Origin of the sequence: Flavobacterium sp. SH_e, assembly GCF_025717045.1 — a bacterium.
In the GTDB taxonomy this organism is placed as follows: domain Bacteria; phylum Bacteroidota; class Bacteroidia; order Flavobacteriales; family Flavobacteriaceae; genus Flavobacterium.
The window spans coordinates 615,445-635,149 of record NZ_JAOVZN010000006.1 but is presented as its reverse complement, the minus strand read 5'-3'; the positions used below and the strand labels follow the sequence as shown (position 1 = coordinate 635,149).

Here is a 19,705-nt window from a genome sequence, read left to right as displayed (position 1 = left end):
ATAACATAATGAAAAATAAATCTTTAGTTGCTCTTTTACTTTTAACTGCATTATTCGTTGCTTGTAAAAATGATACATTAGCTCCAGTTCAGCCAAATGCTGTAAAACCAACAGCTGTTACAGAAGTTTTGCCTCACGATACAGATGACCCTTCAATTTGGATAAATCCAACAGATGCTTCAAAAAGTATTATTGTGGGAACAGACAAAGACACTGATGGCGGTTTATACGCTTTTGATTTGAATGGAAAGATTCTTAAAAAATCAATTCCGTTAAAACGTCCTAACAACGTTGATATCGCTTACGGATTGATTATTGACGGAAAAAAAGTAGACGTTGCGGTTACAACAGAACGTGAAGAAAATAAAATCAGAATTTTCAGTTTACCTGATTTAGAACCAATTGATAACGGCGGAATTCCTGTTTTTGATGGAGAAGCGCAACGCGACCCAATGGGAGTTTCATTATACACACGTCCAAGCGATGGGAAGATTTTTGCTATTGTGGGAAGAAAAACAGGTCCTTCTGGAAGTTATTTATGGCAGTATGAACTTTCTGGAAACGGAAAATTTGCTGTAGCAAAAGTGGTTCGCAAATTCGGAACGTATAGTGGTAAAAAAGAAATTGAAGCTATTGCCGTGGATAACGAATTAGGTTATGTTTACTATTGTGACGAGCAGTCTGGAATTAGAAAATACAAAGCAGATCCCGCTTTAAACGATAATAAAGAATTGGCTTTCTTTGGTCAAAAAGATTTCAAAGCAGATCACGAAGGAATTGCGATTTACAAAAAAACAGATTCTACAGGATATCTTTTAGTATCAAATCAGCAAGCAAATTCTTTTATGGTTTATCCGAGAGAAGGTGCAAAAGGAAATCCGAACAATCATCCATTATTAGCTGAAGTTCCAACTTCTACAATTGAATGTGACGGTGCTGATGTTACAAGTGTCAACTTAGGTCCAAAATATAAAAACGGGCTATTTGTAGCGATGAGCAACGGAATGACGTTTCACTATTATGCTTGGGATTTAATCCAAAAACGTATAGACGAAGCTAAAAAATAAAGTTTCAAGGTTTTCAGTCGCAGTTCCGTGTTCAGTGTCTATTTTTTTTACTGCGATTGGAAACCAACTAAAAAAAGCTGTTCATTTCTGAACAGCTTTTTTATTTGAATTAAATAATTCCTTTTATTCTGTAATCGGTGCTCCTGCCAAGATTTCAGCATTTGCAAACTCTTCAAATTTGGCAAAATTAGCTTTGAATTTCTGAGCTAATTCTAACGCTTTTTTATCGTATAAATCTTTGTCTTCCCAAGTATTTCTAGGATTTAAAATTTCGCTTGGAACATTCGGACAAGATTGAGGTTTTGCAATTCCAAATACTTTGTGATCTACATACTCTACATTGTCTAGTTCTCCTTTTAAAGCAGCTGTAATCATTGCGCGAGTATATTTCAGTTTCATACGGCTTCCAATTCCGTAAGGTCCACCTGTCCAACCCGTGTTGATCAACCAAACTTTTACTCCCGCATCTTTCATTTTTTTGCTTAACATTTCTGCGTAGCGTGTTGGATGCAAAGGCATAAATGGCGCTCCAAAACATGCAGAGAAATTAGGCTGAGGCTCAGTCACACCAGCTTCTGTACCCGCAACTTTTGCCGTATATCCAGAAATAAAGTGGTAAGCAGCCTGACCTGGAGTTAATCTTGAGATTGGAGGTAAAATTCCGAAAGAATCAGCCGTTAAGAAAAATATATTTTTTGGATTGTGTCCAACCAAACCTGGCTGTACATTATCAATATGTGTAATTGGATAACTTACACGAGTGTTTTGAGTAATTGAAACATCATCAAAATCAACTTCGTTTGTTCCAGCCTTGAAAACCACATTTTCTAAAAGCGCTCCTTTTTTGATCGCTCTAAAAATGTCTGGTTCATTTTCTTCTGTTAAATTGATCACTTTTGCATAACAGCCTCCTTCGAAGTTGAAAACTGTATTTTCGTTTGTCCATCCGTGTTCATCGTCTCCGATTAATTTACGCTCTGGATCTGCTGATAAAGTTGTTTTTCCTGTTCCAGATAATCCGAAGAAAATTGCAGTATCTCCGTCTTCTCCAACATTTGCACTACAGTGCATTGGAAGTGTATTTTTGAAAACTGGAAGAATAAAATTCAAAGCAGAGAAAATTCCTTTTTTCATTTCTCCTGTATATCCAGTTCCTCCAATTAAAGCAATTTTTTTAGTAAAATCTAAAATAGCAAAATTAGACTGGCGCGTTCCATCTACAGCAGGATCTGCCATAAAACTTGGTGCACAAACAACTGTCCATTCTGGAGTAAAATTAGCTAGTTCCGACTCTTCAGGACGTAAGAACATATTATAGCAAAACAAATTAGACCAAGCCGTTTCTGTTACAACACGAACATTCAATCTATAATTTGAATCAGAACACACATAAGAATCACGAACAAAAACTTCTTTGTCTGATAAAAATGCTGTTACCTTTTTATAAAGCTTTTCAAAAGCCTGAGGTTCAAACGGAATATTCACATTTCCCCACCAAACTTGATCTTTAGTAATATCATCTTTTACGATAAAACGATCTTGTGGAGAACGACCTGTAAATTCACCTGTATTAATTGCTAACGCCCCAGTAGAATTCTCAACACCTTGCCCTGCTTGCAAAGTAATAGCATGTAGTTCATCTGCAGATAGTTGATAGCGAACTTTTGCATTTTCAATTCCTAATTCCTTTAACGAAATCGATTTCGAGAAAACTGTATTAGTGTCCATAAATTTTAAGTTGTGTGTGATATTTTATTACAGAAGCAAAATTACAGATTAATTTTTATTTCTTTTAAAATACTTAAATTTCACTTTGATTTATACGAAAAAAAGAGAAATTTCACTTTAAAAATTACAAAAAGAAAAAAATAATCGCTTCTATTTTGTTTTATTACAACCTTATGAGCGATTTTGTTATATTATTTTTGTTTAATAACAGAAAATACAAAAAAGTCACACAAATAAAGTTATATGTTATTTATGTGACAAAATTAAAGATTAATTCTTAGACAGAATTTTTTTTTCGGGATTTTATGATTTTCTCTTCAAAATCGCAAAGAATAATAGCGCCCAACCAATAATTAATAGAAAACCACCCACTGGAGTTGCGAATACGATAATTTTAGATTCAAACAAAGTGTAGTCTTTTGTTGCCAATACATAAATTGAACCACTGAAAAGAACAACACCTGCCACTACAAAATTATAGATCGTTTTTAAGGTCTTTTCGGCTATATCTTTTTGGGTAGATAAAAAGAGAAGAAATAAGGCATGATACATTTGGTAACGAACACCAACTTCAAAAGTATTTAATTGATCAACTGAAAGATATTTTTTCAATAAATGAGCACCAAAAGCACCCAAAATAATAGCTAACATACCTATAAAAGCTCCAGTTAGAACGAATCTTCTTTTCATAATATATCTCTTTTGAAATTTGACACAAAAATACTTCAAACGAACCGAAAAACCGCTTTAGTTTCAACATTATTTAGAACAAAATCAGATTATTTTTTATCCGATTCCAAAAAATAAATTCAATTTTATTTAATTTAGATTGTTATATTTATAACATTTAAATATATTTGTGTTAAATATTTGAAGCATGAGAAACGTTTTAATAATTGGAGCAGGTAGATCTGCATCTTCGCTTATTCGCTATTTATTATCAAAATCCAATGAGGAAAAGCTGCATTTAACCGTGGCCGATCTTTCATTGAATCTTGCGAAAGCAAAGACTCAGAATCATCCAAATGCGACTCCGTTTGCCTTAGATATTTTTAATGCCGACGAAAGAAGAAAGGCTATCGAAAATGCTGCTATAGTAATTTCGATGCTTCCAGCGCATTTGCATATCGAAATTGCAAAAGATTGTTTAGAATTCAAAAAACATCTTGTTACCGCTTCCTATATAAGTGATGCTATGCAAGCTTTAAACGAAGAAGCAATAAAAAACAATCTGATTTTCATGAACGAAATTGGTCTCGATCCTGGAATCGACCATATGAGCGCCATGAAAGTTATTGACGAAATAAGATCAAAAGGTGGTAAAATGCTTTTGTTTGAATCTTTCTGTGGCGGACTTGTAGCTCCTGAATCTGACAATAATTTATGGAATTACAAATTTACATGGGCTCCAAGAAACGTAGTTTTGGCAGGACAAGGTGGCGCTGCTAAATTTATTCAGGAAGGCACTTATAAATATATTCCGTACAGTGCTTTATTTAGAAGGACCGAATTTCTAGAAGTAGAAGGTTACGGAAAGTTTGAAGCTTATTCGAATCGGGATTCTCTTAAATACCGCTCTGTTTATGGTTTAGATGATATTCTGACTTTGTATAGAGGAACTATTCGAAGGGTTGGTTTTTCACGGGCTTGGAATATGTTTGTACAACTCGGAATGACTGATGATAGCTATATTATAGAAGATTCTGAAAACATGAGTTATCGTCAGTTTATCAATTCTTTTCTTCCGTATCATCCAACAGATTCTGCTGAAATTAAAACCCGATTGATCTTAAAAATCGATCAGGACGATATTATGTGGGATAAACTTTTGGAACTGGATTTATTTAACCCTAACAAAAAAGTAAATCTGCCAAATGCAACTCCTGCACAAATCTTAGAAAAAATCTTAACCGATAGCTGGGCTCTTGAACCAGATGACAAAGACATGATTGTGATGTATCACAAATTTGGTTATGAATTGAATGGAGAAAAGAAACAAATCGATTCTAAAATGGTTTGTATTGGCGAAGACCAAACTTACACCGCAATGGCAAAAACAGTTGGACTTCCGGTCGCGATTGCAACATTGTTGATATTAAACGGAAAAATTACAACTCCAGGCGTACAACTTCCAATTAAAAAAGAAGTTTATGAGCCTATTTTGAAAGAGTTAGAAGAATATGGGGTTATTTTTAATGAGCAAAAAGTGCCTTATTTTGGTTATAATCCAGACTTGTTTTAGTCTGGATCTGCATGTTTATTTTTAGAATTTTTTTTAAATTAGTTTTTAATTTTATCCGCTTCTCTAAACAGAAGCGGATTTTTTTTGAAAGATACAAAGTTGCAAAGGTTCAGAGGAACAAAGATTTTTTTAAGACTAAAAAAACTAACTCTGAACCTTTGCAACTTTGAACCTAAAAAAAACTTATTTAGCCGCCTGAACTTTGATTGGCAGACTATACATTACACGAACTGGTTTTCCCTGATCATAAGCCGGAGTCCATTTTGGAGAAAGTTTCAAAACACGAACAGCCTCTTCTCCCGAGCCATAACCCAATTTGTCTCTTAACACTTTAATACCTGTTAAAGAACCATCTGTCTCAATCATAAATTGAACATAGACTTTTCCATTTAGTTTTTGTTTAATAACCTCTTCAGGCATTTTATAATTTTGACCTACGAATTTATAAAACTCAACTATTCCTCCAGGAAAAGAAGGCTGTACGCCTACATCTGTCACGTTCTTAAAATCTTTTTCTTTGGCCACTTCTTGTGCTACAGTCTCAGTACTGAAAGCAAACAATAATACGATACAAACTGCAAAAACAGCCAAAACTTTAAATGCAGATTTTATAGTAGATTCTTTTTTAGTCATCATAATTAAACGCTTTTTAGTTATTAAATAATTAATATTACTTGCCAATGCAACAGTATTTTTCTGTGAAACGAAATCCAGCAATAAATTCTGGTAATTTTTTATTTCTCCAAATTGTTTATTTACTGCTTCATCAGCCAAAAATTCGTGATTGAGTTTGATTGCTTTTTCAAACAAAACAAATAAAGGATTGAACCAAAACACAATTTGCAAAACCTCAACAAAAAGAATATCCAAAGTATGTTTTTGATTTAAATGTGCTTTTTCGTGAGCAATTAATTCTGATGGGATTTTTCCGTTTTTAAAGTCTTTTTCATTAATAAAAATAGCGTTCCAAAAAGAATGTGGCAGAATCGATTCTTTCATCAAAACAACTCTTTCGCCTTTTATAAACTCAATTTTATTCTTCTTCATTTTTCTATAAAAAGAAGAGACATTAATAGCAAATCGAACAAACAAAATCAAAACAATAACACCATAAACAACGCTTAATAAAAACGTTAGAATTCCACTTAATGAGATTTCATTTAGCATTGTTTTATTGGTTACAATCATAATTTCATCCAATTGAACTGCTTTGATTTTCGTTGAGAAAAGCGGTTCAATAGAAAACAATTGCAACGGAATAATCAAACTAAAAATCAAACTCGCAAGAAGATAGACACGATTAAAGCGAAACATTTTTTCGTTTTCCAACAGTAATTTATACACCGCAAAAAACACAATAAGCAGTAAACCTGATTTTAAAAGATATGTTATCATTTTTTATTTTTTTGATATTTCGGAATCGATTATTTACGTTTTTAAGAATGTTTTATTCTCAAGGATTTTGTGGTCTTCTAAACATTGTAGTATCAAACTTCATATCTTGATAACCATAAGATTTTCTTCGTTCTTTTGCTCTTTCTTCACTTTCACTAATTATAGTACTAACCTCAGAACCAGATTCTTGTTTAATGCTTAAAGTTTCATTCTCTTTTAAATCCTGCGTTTTTTTTGAAGCAACTGCTGGCTGAGGCAAAACTTTGGTTTTCTTCTCGTCTATTGACTTAGTAGATTTTTCCTTTACAACCACGTCTTGTTTTTTATCTTTTGAAATAACTGTTTTCTCATCAAAAGAGTTTTTAGTTGTGCTGTTTTTCACTTCGTTTTTCACTTCTTGAGCAACTGTTTTTATACATAACAGCAACATTAAAATCGTGACTAGAGGCACTACAGCAATTTTCTTCAAAAACGCTGTAGTTTTTGATGTTCTTTTTTTCATCATTTTTAATCGTTTTTTTGTTACTAAATAATTCAAATTACTGGCCAAGTAAATCGTTTGGTTCTCGCTTCCTTTTGTTAAAAGTAAATTTTGGTAAAACGGAACATTATTATAAGTTTTCACAATTTCCTGATCGGCAAGAAATTCGTGGTTGAGCTGTATTGCTTTTTTATAAAACAAAAAAATCGGGTTAAACCAAAAAACAACTTTTAAAAGCTCTATAAAAAGAATATCCAAAGTATGCTTTTGATGCACATGAACCAATTCGTGCGTGTACAATTCGGCTTCAATATTTTGGTTTTTATAATCTTCTAAATTGATAAAAATGTAATGCAAAAAGGTATGTGGCAATATTTTTTCTTTTAACAAAACCAATTTTGAATTCTTAAATTCTACATTTGGAGAATTGCCAATTCTGGAATAAATTTTCCAAATGTTTCTTCCAAATCTTACTGCCATCAACAGCGTTACGATTGCATATAGAGTCCATAAAAGAATGAATTTATAATCTACTTTTTCTGCTGTTTGATGAATCGACGTATTTAGTTCATGCTGACTAATAGCAATTTGCCTTGAAAAATCTACAGGAATTTCTTTGATAATTTCAAATGAGATAAACGAAATTGCGACGGAAATCAAAATTGAAAAAAGCAAAAAGAATCTATTAAATTGATGCATTTTTTCTCGTTCTAATATCAAATGATAAAAAGCTAGAAAAACACATAAAGCGACTGCTGATTTTACAATAAAAGCTATCATTTTTTCTTTTTTTGAATTTCTGAATCGATTATTTTTTTAAGATCTTCCAATTCCGAAGCCGACAAATTGGTTTCGGTAGTAAAAAACGAAGCAAATTGTGATGCCGAATTATTAAAGAAATTGCTAATAAGCCCTTTAACGTGTTTCGAGAAATAATCTGTTTTTTTCACCAAAGGATAATATTCTCTAGAATTTCCAAACTCATTATAAGCTACGAATTTCTTGTCGATCATTCGTTTTAAAAGCGTTGCAACAGTAGTTGTCGCGGGTTTTGGTTCTGGATAAGCTTCAAGCAAATCCTTCATGAAAGCTTTTTCAAGATTCCATAAATACTCCATTAACTGTTCTTCTGCGTTTGATAATTGTGTCATTGTTTTATATTTTCGAGTTTTTCCATTTCTGGTAATTCTTTTTTATAAGCCTCCAAATCCCATTTAATATTCAGTTTAGCCGCATATTCCGCGATCGTACCAAGTCCAACCTCCGCACGCCTTTTATCTACATTATCTGGATCTATCATTGGCGATATGTACATTTTACCAGTCTTTTTATTCTTTGCAGCCTGACTGCCATAAATTTGCTTTCTTCCTTCTCTCAAAGCTACCCTATCTTCCAAGTACGCCAAATTTCCTGGATCTGCATTTCCATTTTTAGCCGCTTCTCTCATCATAGGTAAATACTTTTGCTGGTATTCTAAATCAGCATGCTGAATAACCAAAAACAAAGTCTTATTTCCTTGACCACCAACAACATTTTTTCCTAACCAACCTCTTTCATCCAGTATTTTCATAACCTTAATTAGGTTAATACTGTCTTTTACACCCATAATTTTACCAATGCTGTCCATTTTCTTCTTATCAGGATTGGGAGCCTTATAAATATTCATAAATTCGCCACGAATTTCCTGATCATCTGCATAAATCTGTGCAAGTTCTTTTTCTAGCACCTTATCGTAATTTGCTCCAATAATATCCAGTTTCTTTTGTAATTTATTAATTGTCTTTTTCCATTGTTTTTCTGAATGAAGAGATTTCAAATCACCATCAATTTGAATATGTGCAATGTTTTCGTAACCATTATCAATTGCGAGATTCAACCACTTAAATGCTTTTTTGTTTTCTTTTGCCAAAGACGCAGAACAACCCGCATTGTATAAATCACCATAATCTTTCTGTTCTATTTTAAAAGCTTTTTCATAATTGGCAACAGACAACTTATAATTTTGTGCATTGTAGCAAGAATCGGCTTTTTGAACCCATTCTTTATACGTTTGTGCTTGCGCTAAAGTAAAGTTGATTACAATAAAAAAGAAAGCAAGTAATTTTTTCATGGATTTAATAGTTATGGTTTATTGTATTTTTTGTTCTGAGATTAATTCTCCATTTTCGTAGTTTTTGATGCTTTTTAGCTTTCCGTTATCTGAATAGAATTTCCATTCTCCAAAATAAAACCAATGTGTTTCAACCGAATTCATTTCTAATTTTGTTTTTCCTTTCGATTCTAATTTTCCGTTTTCGTAATAGCTTTTTACGACACAAATTCCGTTTTTATATTTTTCTGTTTTGTAGATTTTACCATTAATGTAAGTTTTCCACTTTTTTACAGGAAGATCGTTTTTATAATGCTCATACGATTTATAATTTGTACCATCCTGCGTATAGTCGTCGATCCAAACGCCTTCTTTTTTCCTGTCAATTTTCTGATTGATCGGTTTGCTTTTACAACCAAACAGCATTAATCCGCAAAACAATAGTAAAATAAGGTTTCTCAAATTCATTTGCTCTACAATTATAGATTCGTTTCTACAAATGTAGAGTTAAATTTTAAATATGCAAGAAAAAGAAGTCTTTTTTTAGATACAAAGGTTTAGAGAGACAAAGTGACAAAGGTTTTTCTGCTCTGAACCTCAACAAAAAAGTACTAAAACAAAAAAAATCCGCTCGTTTCTGAACGGATTTATATTTTAAAAATACTGTTGGAAAATTTAAACGCAAAGAACGCAAGGTTTTTATTTAAGGTTACGTTTATAAACGCAAAGTTCGCAAAGCTATATGATTAAGCTTTGCGAACTTTTATAAATCTTATTCAAAAAATCTTAGCGAACTTTGCGTAAACCTTTGCGTTCTTTGCGGTTAAAAAACTACTTAGAAAGCTCCACAAAATATTTATAAAACAACGGAATAGTCTCAATACCTTTCAAGTAATTAAAGATTCCGAAATGTTCATTTGGCGAGTGAATAGCATCGCTATCCAAACCAAATCCCATTAAGATGGTTTTGCTTTTTAATTCTTTTTCAAACAAAGCCACAATCGGAATACTTCCGCCAGAACGAACCGGAATTGCAGGAACTCCAAACGTTTCTGTATACGCTTTATTTGCTGCCTGATAACCAATGCTGTCAATTGGCGTAACATAACCTTGACCACCGTGGTGAGGTGTAACTTTTACTGTAACTCCAGCTGGCGCAATGCTTGTAAAATGTTTCGTGAAAAGTTCTGTAATCTCCTCCCATTCCTGATTTGGAACCAAACGCATCGAGATTTTAGCGAATGCTTTACTCGCAATAACCGTTTTAGCACCTTCGCCAGTATAACCGCCCCAGATTCCGTTTACGTCTAAAGTCGGACGGATTGAGTTTCTTTCGTTCGTTACGTAACCTTTTTCACCATAAACATCAGCAATGTTTAAAGCATTTTTATATTTTTCTAAGCTGAAAGGCGCTTTTGCCATTTCGGCTCTTTCTTCTGCAGATAATTCCTGAACTTTATCGTAGAAACCTGGAATTGTAATATGATTGTTTTCGTCGTGAAGCGAAGCAATCATTTTTGCCAAAATATTAATTGGATTCGCCACAGCTCCACCGTATAAACCTGAATGCAAATCGCGGTTTGGACCTGTAACTTCTACCTCAACATAACTCAAACCTCTTAAACCTGTCGTGATCGATGGCTGTTGGTTTGAGATCATTCCTGTATCTGAAATCAAGATTACGTCGTTTTTCAGTTTTTCTTGATTGCGTTCTACGAACCAAGCCAAACTTGCAGAACCTACTTCTTCTTCACCTTCGATCATGAATTTTACGTTACAAGGCAAAGTATTGCTTTGTACCATTAATTCAAGCGCTTTTACGTGCATGTACATCTGACCTTTGTCGTCACACGCTCCACGCGCGAAGATTGCGCCTTCTGGGTGAATATCTGTAGTTTTAATAACCGGTTCAAAAGGTGGTGAAGTCCATAATTCTAATGGATCTGGCGGTTGTACGTCGTAGTGGCCGTAAACTAAAACCGTTGGAAGATTTGGATCTATAATTTTCTCTCCGTAGATAATTGGGTAACCTGGAGTGTCGCAAGTTTCGACATAATCGCACCCTGCTTTTGATAAACTTTCTTTTACAGCCTCTGCTGTGTCAATAACATCTTGAGAATATGCAGTGTCGGCACTAACCGACGGAATCTTTAATAATTCGATCAATTCATTGATAAACCGATCTTTATGTTGTTGAACGTAGGACTTAATATTTTCCATTTAAATTATTTTTATAGAAACCCAAATGTACAAAAAAGAGAATTAAAAAAAATTTTCAAAAAAGTCTTTGATAATTCAAAAGTATGCCTATCTTTGCACCCACAATTACCGCGGATATGGCGAAATTGGTAGACGTGCCAGACTTAGGATCTGGTGCCGCAAGGCGTGTAGGTTCGAGTCCTATTATCCGCACTTTTAAGAAGCTTCTGAAAATTTTCAGAAGCTTTTTTGTTTTTAGTGCATTTGATTTTCAACTCGATAACAAAATTTTCAAAACCTCGCTATGAAAAAATTCTTACTCCTTTTTTTTATTCTATTTCAATTTATTTCTAATGCTCAAGAAATTAAAATAATTACAGTTAAAGAATATTTTCACAATAATCAAAAACAGTTTATTTTATCATGCGAATTAAAAAACAATTCAAAAAAAGATAAAATAATACTACCAATGCCAATCGAAACAATTGAAGGCAATAATGTAAATTATTATAATTACTTTTTTGAAATTGAAACAAATCCAAAAAATGGAAAAGTACTAGAAGAGGCGCCTCCTGCACAAATGACCCAAACAACTAAATTAACTTTCAAAAACATCATTGTTTGCGAACCAAACTCTGCAATAAAGTTCAACATAGACAGTAAAAATTTTATGGATTCTGATAGATACTTTGATCTCAAAGTTTTAATCAAACAAATATCATTAGTATACAAACCATTTGAAATTAACGAATACGATAAGAAAACAGAAATTAGCCAGGAATTATCAAATGTTACGTTTTATTCAAAAACTATAAAATCGAAGCCATTTAAGATATAATAGCAAATATATTTCAAATATAGCCCGAGGTTTCAACCTCGGAGACAAAGATTGGCGACAATGAATGCGTTTCAATGGTTGAAACCATTTGCTATGTTTTATAATTGAAAGCGTCCCTAGTTTTGTCATTCCGAGGAACGAGAAATCACACGCGTATATCAACAAAGATTGGCGATTTTCTTTGCAGAGTTTCTAGTGTGATTTCTCGTTCCTCGAAATGACAAACTACGCGGTAACTCATCTTTATCAATCCATCTTGACGAAAGGAGCTTTTCAGCATAACCAACAGGTTGTACACTATGAAAAAAATTGCGGAAATCACTCTGGAATTTTTTGTCGGTTTTGCTTTTTATTTCTCCTTTCGTCAAAATGAACTTTTATAGTTTTCTCACTTACTCCACTTCCAAATACGGATCTAAAACCTCTGCTAATTCATTTACCCAATAAAAGAAATTTTCAAGGTTTATTTTTCCCATTGCATCTCTTTCTCTTATTACGCTTAACGTTAATAGATAATTCGTTGTTCGTAATGCTTTCGCCATGTCTTTTGGATCGATGACATCAGTAAAAAAAACTTTTAGTCTAGCTTCAACTTCTTCTGAAAAATGATTTGTACTCATAATTTTAGATTTAAAATATTGCAAAAATCATTAGAAATTTATTTCATTTGAACCCATATATGCGTTCAACTCTATTTTATTTTTTCGTATGCCAAACGGTCGCTCTAAAAACAAAAATCTTTTCCACTTTCACGCAACCAATCTGATATTCAAACATCTAAATACAAAAAGATCGTTATGAAAAAATTGATTTGCTTTTTGATTCTTACTTCAGGAATTCTTGCTTGTTCTTCGGCTGAAGAAAAGGCTTCTAAAAATTATGAATTTACTAAAGAATACACCGTTCAAATAACTGTAGGAGGTTTTATTGGCGTAATTGACCGAACTTTTAAGGTTGGAGAAACTTTTAAAGGAAAAGACAACGGAGAATCCATCGAAATCAGAATAGCCGAACATACTAAACGAAATGAAAATTGTCCAAACAGCTGGTGTTATCAGGAATTATTAAGTGTTCCTAAAGAATATTTGAAGTTGAAAGAATGAAAAACCTCCAGCTAAAGCAGGAGGCAATTCATCCAGTTTTGTCATTTCGAGGAACGAGACCCAAGCGATAGCGAACTGGCGAAGCAAATCTCACGCGAGATTCACGCGCTGTTGCGAAAGTTTCTAGTGTGATTTCTCGTTCCTCGAAATGACAAACTTTGTGGTTATAATACGGGAAAACTTTGCGGAGTTACTTACGAAGATTTCTCCTTTCATCGAAATGACAAAATGTGAGAAAATTAAAATCAGAAACAATTCAGAAATTTCTTTAATTATTTTACATTTTAGTCTTCAAATATTCTTATTTTTAAAACACCAAAAACCTAATTCTCAAAATTTTGCTTGTTTTTAAATCTCAAAAAACATTTAGAACACATGAGAAAATACAGATTATTAGTTATCCTTTTAGCAATTATTGCTATTTTTTATTTTGCGAGAACAGTTCGAAGCTTTACCGTTCAACACGAAACCCGAACTCTTAAATCGGAGCATTTTATTGTTTCCTATAACGGAATTTATAAAAGCGAGGCCGAAAAAGTCAGCAAACATCTGGAGGAAAATTATTCTCGAATAAGAGAAAATCTAAAAGATATAGAACACGACCCGATAAAGGTTTTTGTCTACGGTTCGCAATTCAAGTTTAATGAAGCGACAGGTTTAGCAGAGAATACAAAAGGCACAAGTCGCGGTCCAAACGAATTTCATTTTGTATGGACGAATTGGTTTAATTCTATTTTTCCAGACGATCCGCTAAAAACGGCTCTGCATGAATTTACGCATTGCGTTCAGCTAAACATATTAATATACAAAGCAAAAGATACAATCATCACCCAAGACCGACTGACTTTTGATAAGGAATTTGATAAAAAGTTTAAAGCCGAATATCCGCGCTGGCTTTGGGAATCGATTAGTATTTTTGAAGCAAAAGAAGTAAATAAGTTAAGCGTGAAATACGCCAAAAGCAAAAACCTGACTTTAGAAGATCTTAATCACAGCAATCAGATTTATAATATTGGCTACACGATAATCGAATACATGGCCAAAAAATGGGGAAAAGACATTCTTCCCAAACTGATTGCATCTTTCGGCAACATTGAAAAAACATTGAACGTTACGCAAGAGGAATTTGAAAAAGGCTGGATGGCTTTTTTGGAGGAGAATTATTAGGTTTACAATTTCAAACATCTAGTTTGTCATTCTGAGGAACGAAGAATCTCACGCGGGACTCGACACAGATTAGAAATTCTCTTTACGGAATTTCTAGTGTGATTGCTTCGCCAGTTCGCTATCGCTCGTGTCTTCGTTCCTCAGAATGACAATTACTTTGTGGTAACTAAATTACACTAAAAAAACCTTTGTCAAAGTTTAAAACTTTGACAAAGGTCTCGTATCACTTGGAATTTGGGATTTAAAAAATTGGAATTTATCTACCCAATATCTCAAGGATTTTATCCACATTCACCTCACTATAATCATTGATATAAAAATCACATGGCGGAAGTTGTTCTTTAGTATGCGTACTCAAAACGCCAACGACCTTCATTCCTGCATTTAATCCTGCTGTAATACCCGAAAAAGAATCTTCGAAAACCACACAATCAGAAGGAGAAACTCCAACTCTTTCTGCCGATTTTAGATATACTTCTGGATTTGGTTTGTGAAATTTAACGTCTTCGCTTGACATCATCGAATCCATTTTTTCGCCGAGTTTTAGGAAGTTGGCAATTAAATCCAAGTTTGCACGAGGTGCTGATGTGGCAACTGCCGTTTTAAAACCACGAGATTTTAATTCGTTTAAAAAATCCATATAATGCGGAATCGTTTCGACTTTGTCTTTGTAAATCTCACGAAACATTCCTTCTTTTTCGTCTTCAAGCTTAATCAATTCTTCTCCCGTAATTGGACGTTTGAAGAAATGCGTCATGATATAACTGTTGTGTTTTCCGTACATATGCTCTTCAAACTCTTCCTGAGTGTACGGAATATTATATTTATCGAAAAACTTTTCAAAAGCGATTACATGATGCGGATTTGTGTGTGAAATCACGCCGTCCATATCAAAAATTACACATTGCTGGCTCATAATTTTATTTGTTGTTTTTAACGGTTGCAAGATACTCAATTCCGCAATCCCGATAGCTATCGGGATCGCTAAGATTTTTTTTGAATCTCGCGTGAGATTCCTCGTTCCTCGGAATGACAAACTACACGGAATAACTTTGAACTTGAAACTTTAAACCTGAAACAAAACTATCCGATCCAAATTTTACTTTTTACCAAAGTCATCGTCTGTCTCAAATGCTGATTGCAGGCAATTAGAATAATCAAAACCACTAAACCGTAACCTACAATAGTATAAATTTCCATATCGGCCAATAAAGTCGATTGCTTGGAAATGGTGCTGAAAACCTTTTTCATAGCTAAAACATTTGCATTATCTGCCGAATATCCTTTGGCAATAAAACTTTGTGTTGCGCTTGCAATTGTTTGCTGTGCTTCGGGATTTTCTCCAGTTACAAATTGGCTTAGTTTCAAGAAGTGCTTTTTATTTAAGAAAACCATTGCATTCTGCATAACGCAAAAGCCAATTGTACTTCCCCAGAAACGTCCTGAGACCCCAACAATTCCTGAGGAAACCGCCATATTTGCTGGAACCGATGATGTGGTAAATAAGATGAGCGGAACAAATAAAAACCCAACACCGATTCCTTGCAAAATATAGGGAATGATAATATCGCTCAATGCAATATCTGGCACAAAAAGAAACGTAAACCAGAAATGGAAAATAGCAATAAGCGTAAAACCAATCATAAAAATGATTTTAGTCGAAACAGATTTCATCAAGAAAAAAGCAGCTAGAACAAGTCCGATTACATTTCCTAATCCGTTTATATACTGAACGCCCGCAACACGAGAAGGATCCCAATTCCAGATTGAAAACATTGCCGAATGACATAAACTCAGTGTTGCTCTGCTGATATAGAAAAGGAAAAACAATAAAAATCCTATTCGCAGATTGGCGTATTTTATGACTTCAAAATCGAAACTTGGCCTTTTTACCAGACGTTCTTTAAAGATGAATAATCCGCCTGTAATGAGCGAAATCATCAATATTAAAACCATTTCTGAAGACTGCAACCAATATTTTTTCTCAGCATAAACAAAAAAGTAGGCACCGCAAAGAATCGAAATTAAAACCAAAAAATAACTCATCCAGTCGATTTGATACAACGGAATCTTCTTTGTAATTCGGTGCCCCCTGAAAGTAACTAAGATTAAAAAAACGTTTAAGACCTGTAGTCCGCCCGAAACATACAACATATATTTCCAGTCGTAATGATCAAGAAACCACACGGCGATATTCATGATAAAAGGCGTAGACAACAACAGCGCGCCGTAGTAAAATGAAAACCCAATAATAATGGCATTTTTTGTATTGAACTGCTCAATAAGCAATTGTCTGATCGTAATTACTGGAAGCGCCATCAAGATTCCTTCAGCAATTCTCATCACTAAAAAGACCGAAAAATTGGTAATATAAGCCGATGAAACAATCGTAATCCCGATTAAGGAATAAACTGCCATCAGGTAATTTTTTGCAGGGAAAAAACTCGAAAATCGGCTTTCTATTAAAATGGTTGCCAGCAGAGTTCCATACGTAACGCACATTGCAAACTGCAAATCTTCAGGCTCAATGTCCAGAAAACTTGCCGCATACGTGACGTTTGACGTATAAACTCCCAATAAAATCATAGAATGCAGCAAACAAACGAACAAAATAATAATGATCGCCCATTTTGGAACCCATGATTTAAATATACTTTTATCTTCCATTTTATTTGTGCGCAGCAACAACCGTAATGTTCATTCCTGCTCTTAAAAAATCGGTTTGTTTGTCTTGTTCTTGTAATTGAATTCTAACCGGAATTCTCTGTTCTATTTTTACGAAGTTTCCAGTCGCATTATCTGGAGGAAGCAATGAAAATCTTGCACCACTCGCAGGCGATAACGAAGCAATTGTTCCCACAAAAACTTTGTCATTTATAGCATCTGCTTTAATTTCAACTTCTTGCCCAACAGTTAAATATTGTAATTGCGTTTCTTTAAAATTGGCTGTAATCCATTTTTCTTTACTTACGATAGAAAGCAAAGACTGCCCTTCTTTTACCATTTGTCCGGGCTGTAAAGTTCTTTTTCCAACCCAACCGTCATAAGGCGCTGTGATTATAGTGTACGAAAGAAATAATGCTGCATTATCTGCAACAGCTTGTTTTGAAGCGATATTAGTCTGCGTTGTCGGAACATTCGCCTCAGCAACAGAAGTGCTTAAAGTAGCCGAATGGATTCTATTTTTCATTTCCTGAAAATGTGCTTGCGCCAACTCGTAATCTGCTTTTACTTTTTCTAATTGCTGAGAAGTCGCTGCTTCTTCGCTTACCAAAGCTTTATATCTTTCGTATTCTAATTTTGTTTTCCAAAGATTTGATTTGGCAGCTTCTAATTGCGATTCATTAATTGCCGTTGCACTTGCTGTATTAATGGCGTTTTTTTGAGCCACAACACTATTTTGCTGTGCATTTTGAACATCGGCAAGAGCCACATTCAATTTCGATTTATACTCTCTATTATCAATCACCACCAAAGTATCACCTTTATGTACAAACTGGTTTTCTTCAAAACGAACTTCCTGCACATAACCCGTAATTCTCGACATAATTGGCGTTACGTATTGTTCGACCTGTGCGTCATTGGTTTCTTCGTGATTTCTATTAAACACATAAAACCAAATTCCCAAAATAACCCCGCTTACAACCAGAGTACACGCAATAATTGTTATTAGTATATGAAACGTTTTATTTCTTTTAGTTTCATTTTTTATCTTAACCATCTTTTATCTCTTTATCTTAGTTTTTTTAAGTCTTTTCTCTTGCTTCTTTTTTCTATTAAGTCTAACATTTAACTTCCCGCATTAGGCATAATTCCAGCCGTGTGCATCATTTGGTAATGCTTCAATACAGCATCCAATCGGGTAGAGATTTTATTGTATTTCGCCTGAAGCAAAGCATTATCGGCATCGACCATTTCGGTAATTAAAACCAATTGGTTTAAGTATTTCAGCTTTACAATTCGGTAGTTTTCTTCAGCTAAATCTAAAGCCTTATCAACCACGACAAATTTTTCAAGGATTTCCTGATACTGTGTATGCTCTTTGTATAACTGATCTTGAATTTCATCTTTTAAAATTTCAGTCTGCATTTTCTGCATATCGATTTTAGTACTCGCTTTTGCCAATTTCGTTTTGTTTTTATACAAAGCCGAAAGATCAAAACGTGCCTCGATTCCCACTTGACCTAAAGTGTACAAATACGGATTTGGCGGAAAGAATTTGTAATTTGGATAATAAAAACCATAATTCCCGAAGAAATCTACAGTTGGCAGATAGTTCCCTTTTACCAATTTCAATTCGTTTTTACTAATGTCTAATTCCTGACTTGCCATTCGCATTTCTTCGTTCTGCATTGCTTTATTCAGATAAAAATCATACGGATCTAAACCGTTCATTTCATCCAAACTTGCAGTTGTGTCGATTGCAATTTCTTCGTTTTCCGGAATCTGAATTAAAGTCTTCAGATCGTGAAGCGCTATTTGAATGTTTTTGGAGTTTGTAAGCGCGTTCAACTCACGATCTGAGAGCTGTAATTCGGCACGTATAACCTCATTTTTGGTTACCGTTCCGTGTTTTTGAAGCGATTGCACTTCTTTTAATCGGCTTTTTTCTTCTTTGATGTTTTCCTCAAATATTTTTTGAAGTTCCATCATTTTATAAATCGCCAGATAGTTTGCTACAACTTCCAGTTCAATATCATTTTCTGTTTTTTCCGATTTTATTTTCGCAATTTCGTTTTCCTGATTCGCAATTTTAATCGCGTTATTAATCTTGTTTCCAACGTAAATTGGCATTTTAAAAGTTGAATTTACCTCGTAGATTTCAGGAATTGCTTTCGTAACTTCTTTTCCGTTTAAGAAACCATCTCCTTTAAATTCTGTAATGTTGGTAATTCTGGAGTACATTCCGTTTAGTTGTACATCCGGTAATCTAAGTTCTTTTCTTTCTTTGATGTTTTGCTCAGCGAGCGTAATCTCCAATTGAGATTTAAGGACTTTTTTGTTGTTTTCCTTCGCCAGTTTCATCGCTTCTTGTAAAGAAACCGTATGAACTTCCTGAGCTTGTAAACTATTGAATACTAATACAATTAGTAAAATCAATAAGCTTCTGGGAAAACAATCTTCTTTAGAGTTTGTTTTTTTAAGGAACATGAATATTTGAATATTTTATGCTGCAAAGTTCCTTCATTTTTTCCTTGGCGGAAGATTATAAAAAGTCAATAACATATTCATTTCGGACAAATGTTAAAATTCCATTTTCCGAAAACGTTATATTAAAATATTGAAAAACAATTTGTTACAAAATATATTTGAATTGTTACATTTTACGCAGATTTGAAAGGATTTAGGCAGATAAGCGCAGATTTCTATTTTTTGTTCTCGCGCATTTGGCAGAT

Annotated in this window: 17 protein-coding genes, 1 tRNA gene and 1 pseudogene; 6 read left to right on the top strand and 13 right to left on the bottom strand. The window is 33.8% G+C overall.

Features of this window, described 5'->3' with window-relative positions; genetic code table 11:
• Positions 1 to 8 precede the first annotated feature (8 nt).
• The gene (locus OD917_RS13650; RefSeq protein ID WP_263524016.1) at positions 9 to 1,067 is read left to right on the top strand and encodes a phytase; all 1,059 of its coding nucleotides are present in this window, start codon (positions 9 to 11) and stop codon (positions 1,065 to 1,067) included.
• A 123-nt stretch (positions 1,068 to 1,190) separates the two neighbouring features.
• Here OD917_RS13650 and pckA read toward each other — a convergent pair whose 3' ends face one another.
• Positions 1,191 to 2,795: a phosphoenolpyruvate carboxykinase (ATP) gene (gene pckA, locus OD917_RS13645; protein ID WP_263524015.1), complete on the bottom strand. Its 1,605-nt coding sequence runs from the start codon at positions 2,793 to 2,795 to the stop codon at positions 1,191 to 1,193.
• 303 nt (positions 2,796 to 3,098) lie between these two features.
• Entirely contained in the window at positions 3,099 to 3,485 is a 387-nt protein-coding gene (locus OD917_RS13640) for a DUF423 domain-containing protein (protein WP_263524014.1), read from the bottom strand.
• 187 nt (positions 3,486 to 3,672) lie between these two features.
• Between OD917_RS13640 and OD917_RS13635 the strand changes: the two genes are divergently transcribed.
• Entirely contained in the window at positions 3,673 to 5,037 is a 1,365-nt protein-coding gene (locus OD917_RS13635) for a saccharopine dehydrogenase family protein (protein WP_263524013.1), read from the top strand.
• A 183-nt stretch (positions 5,038 to 5,220) separates the two neighbouring features.
• Here OD917_RS13635 and OD917_RS13630 read toward each other — a convergent pair whose 3' ends face one another.
• The 6 genes from OD917_RS13630 to OD917_RS13605 all read right to left on the bottom strand — a co-directional run bounded on the left by OD917_RS13630 (position 5,221) and on the right by OD917_RS13605 (position 11,222).
• Positions 5,221 to 6,432: a M56 family metallopeptidase gene (locus tag OD917_RS13630; RefSeq protein WP_263524012.1), complete on the bottom strand. Its 1,212-nt coding sequence runs from the start codon at positions 6,430 to 6,432 to the stop codon at positions 5,221 to 5,223.
• A 58-nt stretch (positions 6,433 to 6,490) separates the two neighbouring features.
• Complete coding sequence (locus OD917_RS13625) at positions 6,491 to 7,693, bottom strand: M56 family metallopeptidase (protein WP_263524011.1); 1,203 nt, start codon at positions 7,691 to 7,693, stop codon at positions 6,491 to 6,493.
• A complete protein-coding gene (locus OD917_RS13620; RefSeq protein ID WP_263524010.1) occupies positions 7,690 to 8,064 on the bottom strand; it encodes a BlaI/MecI/CopY family transcriptional regulator in 375 nt (124 codons plus the stop codon). The genes OD917_RS13625 and OD917_RS13620 overlap by 4 nt, the downstream gene beginning before the upstream one ends.
• Positions 8,061 to 9,023, bottom strand: coding sequence for a DUF6624 domain-containing protein (locus OD917_RS13615; protein WP_263524009.1), 963 nt, complete (start codon positions 9,021 to 9,023; stop codon positions 8,061 to 8,063). The genes OD917_RS13620 and OD917_RS13615 overlap by 4 nt, the downstream gene beginning before the upstream one ends.
• A gap of 18 nt (positions 9,024 to 9,041) precedes the next feature.
• Positions 9,042 to 9,470, bottom strand: coding sequence for a hypothetical protein (locus OD917_RS13610; RefSeq protein ID WP_263524008.1), 429 nt, complete (start codon positions 9,468 to 9,470; stop codon positions 9,042 to 9,044).
• 363 nt (positions 9,471 to 9,833) lie between these two features.
• Positions 9,834 to 11,222, bottom strand: a complete 1,389-nt coding sequence (locus OD917_RS13605; protein WP_111288491.1) for a dipeptidase — start codon at positions 11,220 to 11,222, stop codon at positions 9,834 to 9,836.
• Positions 11,223 to 11,332: 110 nt separating this feature from the next.
• Here OD917_RS13605 and OD917_RS13600 point away from each other — a divergent pair.
• Positions 11,333 to 11,414, top strand: a tRNA-Leu gene (locus OD917_RS13600).
• 91 nt (positions 11,415 to 11,505) lie between these two features.
• Positions 11,506 to 12,039 (top strand): hypothetical protein, encoded by a 534-nt coding sequence (locus tag OD917_RS13595; protein ID WP_263524007.1) that lies wholly within the window; start codon positions 11,506 to 11,508, stop codon positions 12,037 to 12,039.
• 392 nt (positions 12,040 to 12,431) lie between these two features.
• On the opposite strand, the gene OD917_RS13590 is transcribed toward OD917_RS13595, so the two are convergent.
• Complete coding sequence (locus OD917_RS13590; RefSeq protein ID WP_263524006.1) at positions 12,432 to 12,659, bottom strand: hypothetical protein; 228 nt, start codon at positions 12,657 to 12,659, stop codon at positions 12,432 to 12,434.
• A 177-nt stretch (positions 12,660 to 12,836) separates the two neighbouring features.
• Here OD917_RS13590 and OD917_RS13585 point away from each other — a divergent pair, with 177 nt between their 5' ends.
• A complete protein-coding gene (locus tag OD917_RS13585; protein WP_263524005.1) occupies positions 12,837 to 13,142 on the top strand; it encodes a hypothetical protein in 306 nt (101 codons plus the stop codon).
• A gap of 375 nt (positions 13,143 to 13,517) precedes the next feature.
• Positions 13,518 to 14,309 (top strand): hypothetical protein, encoded by a 792-nt coding sequence (locus OD917_RS13580; RefSeq protein ID WP_263524004.1) that lies wholly within the window; start codon positions 13,518 to 13,520, stop codon positions 14,307 to 14,309.
• Positions 14,310 to 14,697: 388 nt separating this feature from the next.
• Here the strand turns inward: OD917_RS13580 and OD917_RS13575 are convergent.
• From OD917_RS13575 to OD917_RS13560, 4 genes and pseudogenes are all read right to left on the bottom strand, one after another.
• Positions 14,698 to 15,225, bottom strand: a pseudogene (locus OD917_RS13575) (HAD family hydrolase); the annotation flags it as partial.
• 167 nt (positions 15,226 to 15,392) lie between these two features.
• Positions 15,393 to 16,976, bottom strand: a complete 1,584-nt coding sequence (locus OD917_RS13570; RefSeq protein ID WP_263524002.1) for an MFS transporter — start codon at positions 16,974 to 16,976, stop codon at positions 15,393 to 15,395.
• A 1-nt stretch (position 16,977) separates the two neighbouring features.
• Entirely contained in the window at positions 16,978 to 18,030 is a 1,053-nt protein-coding gene (locus tag OD917_RS13565) for an HlyD family secretion protein (protein WP_263524001.1), read from the bottom strand.
• A gap of 68 nt (positions 18,031 to 18,098) precedes the next feature.
• On the bottom strand, positions 18,099 to 19,460 hold the full coding sequence (locus OD917_RS13560) for a TolC family protein (RefSeq protein ID WP_263524000.1): 1,362 nt from the start codon (positions 19,458 to 19,460) through the stop codon (positions 18,099 to 18,101).
• Positions 19,461 to 19,705: the final 245 nt, after the last annotated feature.

What these genes read in the sequence shown, in the direction of transcription:
- OD917_RS13615 (WP_263524009.1), bottom strand. Translation starts at nt 9,023, where the DNA reads ATGAAAAAATTACTTGCTTTCTTTTTTATTGTAATCAACTTTACTTTA.
- OD917_RS13625 (WP_263524011.1), bottom strand. Translation starts at nt 7,693, where the DNA reads ATGATAGCTTTTATTGTAAAATCAGCAGTCGCTTTATGTGTTTTTCTA.
- OD917_RS13595 (WP_263524007.1), top strand. Translation starts at nt 11,506, where the DNA reads ATGAAAAAATTCTTACTCCTTTTTTTTATTCTATTTCAATTTATTTCT.
- OD917_RS13635 (WP_263524013.1), top strand. Translation starts at nt 3,673, where the DNA reads ATGAGAAACGTTTTAATAATTGGAGCAGGTAGATCTGCATCTTCGCTT.
- pckA (WP_263524015.1), bottom strand. Translation starts at nt 2,795, where the DNA reads ATGGACACTAATACAGTTTTCTCGAAATCGATTTCGTTAAAGGAATTA.
- OD917_RS13590 (WP_263524006.1), bottom strand. Translation starts at nt 12,659, where the DNA reads ATGAGTACAAATCATTTTTCAGAAGAAGTTGAAGCTAGACTAAAAGTT.
- OD917_RS13560 (WP_263524000.1), bottom strand. Translation starts at nt 19,460, where the DNA reads ATGTTCCTTAAAAAAACAAACTCTAAAGAAGATTGTTTTCCCAGAAGC.
- OD917_RS13630 (WP_263524012.1), bottom strand. Translation starts at nt 6,432, where the DNA reads ATGATAACATATCTTTTAAAATCAGGTTTACTGCTTATTGTGTTTTTT.
- OD917_RS13570 (WP_263524002.1), bottom strand. Translation starts at nt 16,976, where the DNA reads ATGGAAGATAAAAGTATATTTAAATCATGGGTTCCAAAATGGGCGATC.
- OD917_RS13565 (WP_263524001.1), bottom strand. Translation starts at nt 18,030, where the DNA reads ATGGTTAAGATAAAAAATGAAACTAAAAGAAATAAAACGTTTCATATA.
- OD917_RS13610 (WP_263524008.1), bottom strand. Translation starts at nt 9,470, where the DNA reads ATGAATTTGAGAAACCTTATTTTACTATTGTTTTGCGGATTAATGCTG.
- OD917_RS13580 (WP_263524004.1), top strand. Translation starts at nt 13,518, where the DNA reads ATGAGAAAATACAGATTATTAGTTATCCTTTTAGCAATTATTGCTATT.
- OD917_RS13650 (WP_263524016.1), top strand. Translation starts at nt 9, where the DNA reads ATGAAAAATAAATCTTTAGTTGCTCTTTTACTTTTAACTGCATTATTC.
- OD917_RS13620 (WP_263524010.1), bottom strand. Translation starts at nt 8,064, where the DNA reads ATGACACAATTATCAAACGCAGAAGAACAGTTAATGGAGTATTTATGG.
- OD917_RS13605 (WP_111288491.1), bottom strand. Translation starts at nt 11,222, where the DNA reads ATGGAAAATATTAAGTCCTACGTTCAACAACATAAAGATCGGTTTATC.
- OD917_RS13640 (WP_263524014.1), bottom strand. Translation starts at nt 3,485, where the DNA reads ATGAAAAGAAGATTCGTTCTAACTGGAGCTTTTATAGGTATGTTAGCT.
- OD917_RS13585 (WP_263524005.1), top strand. Translation starts at nt 12,837, where the DNA reads ATGAAAAAATTGATTTGCTTTTTGATTCTTACTTCAGGAATTCTTGCT.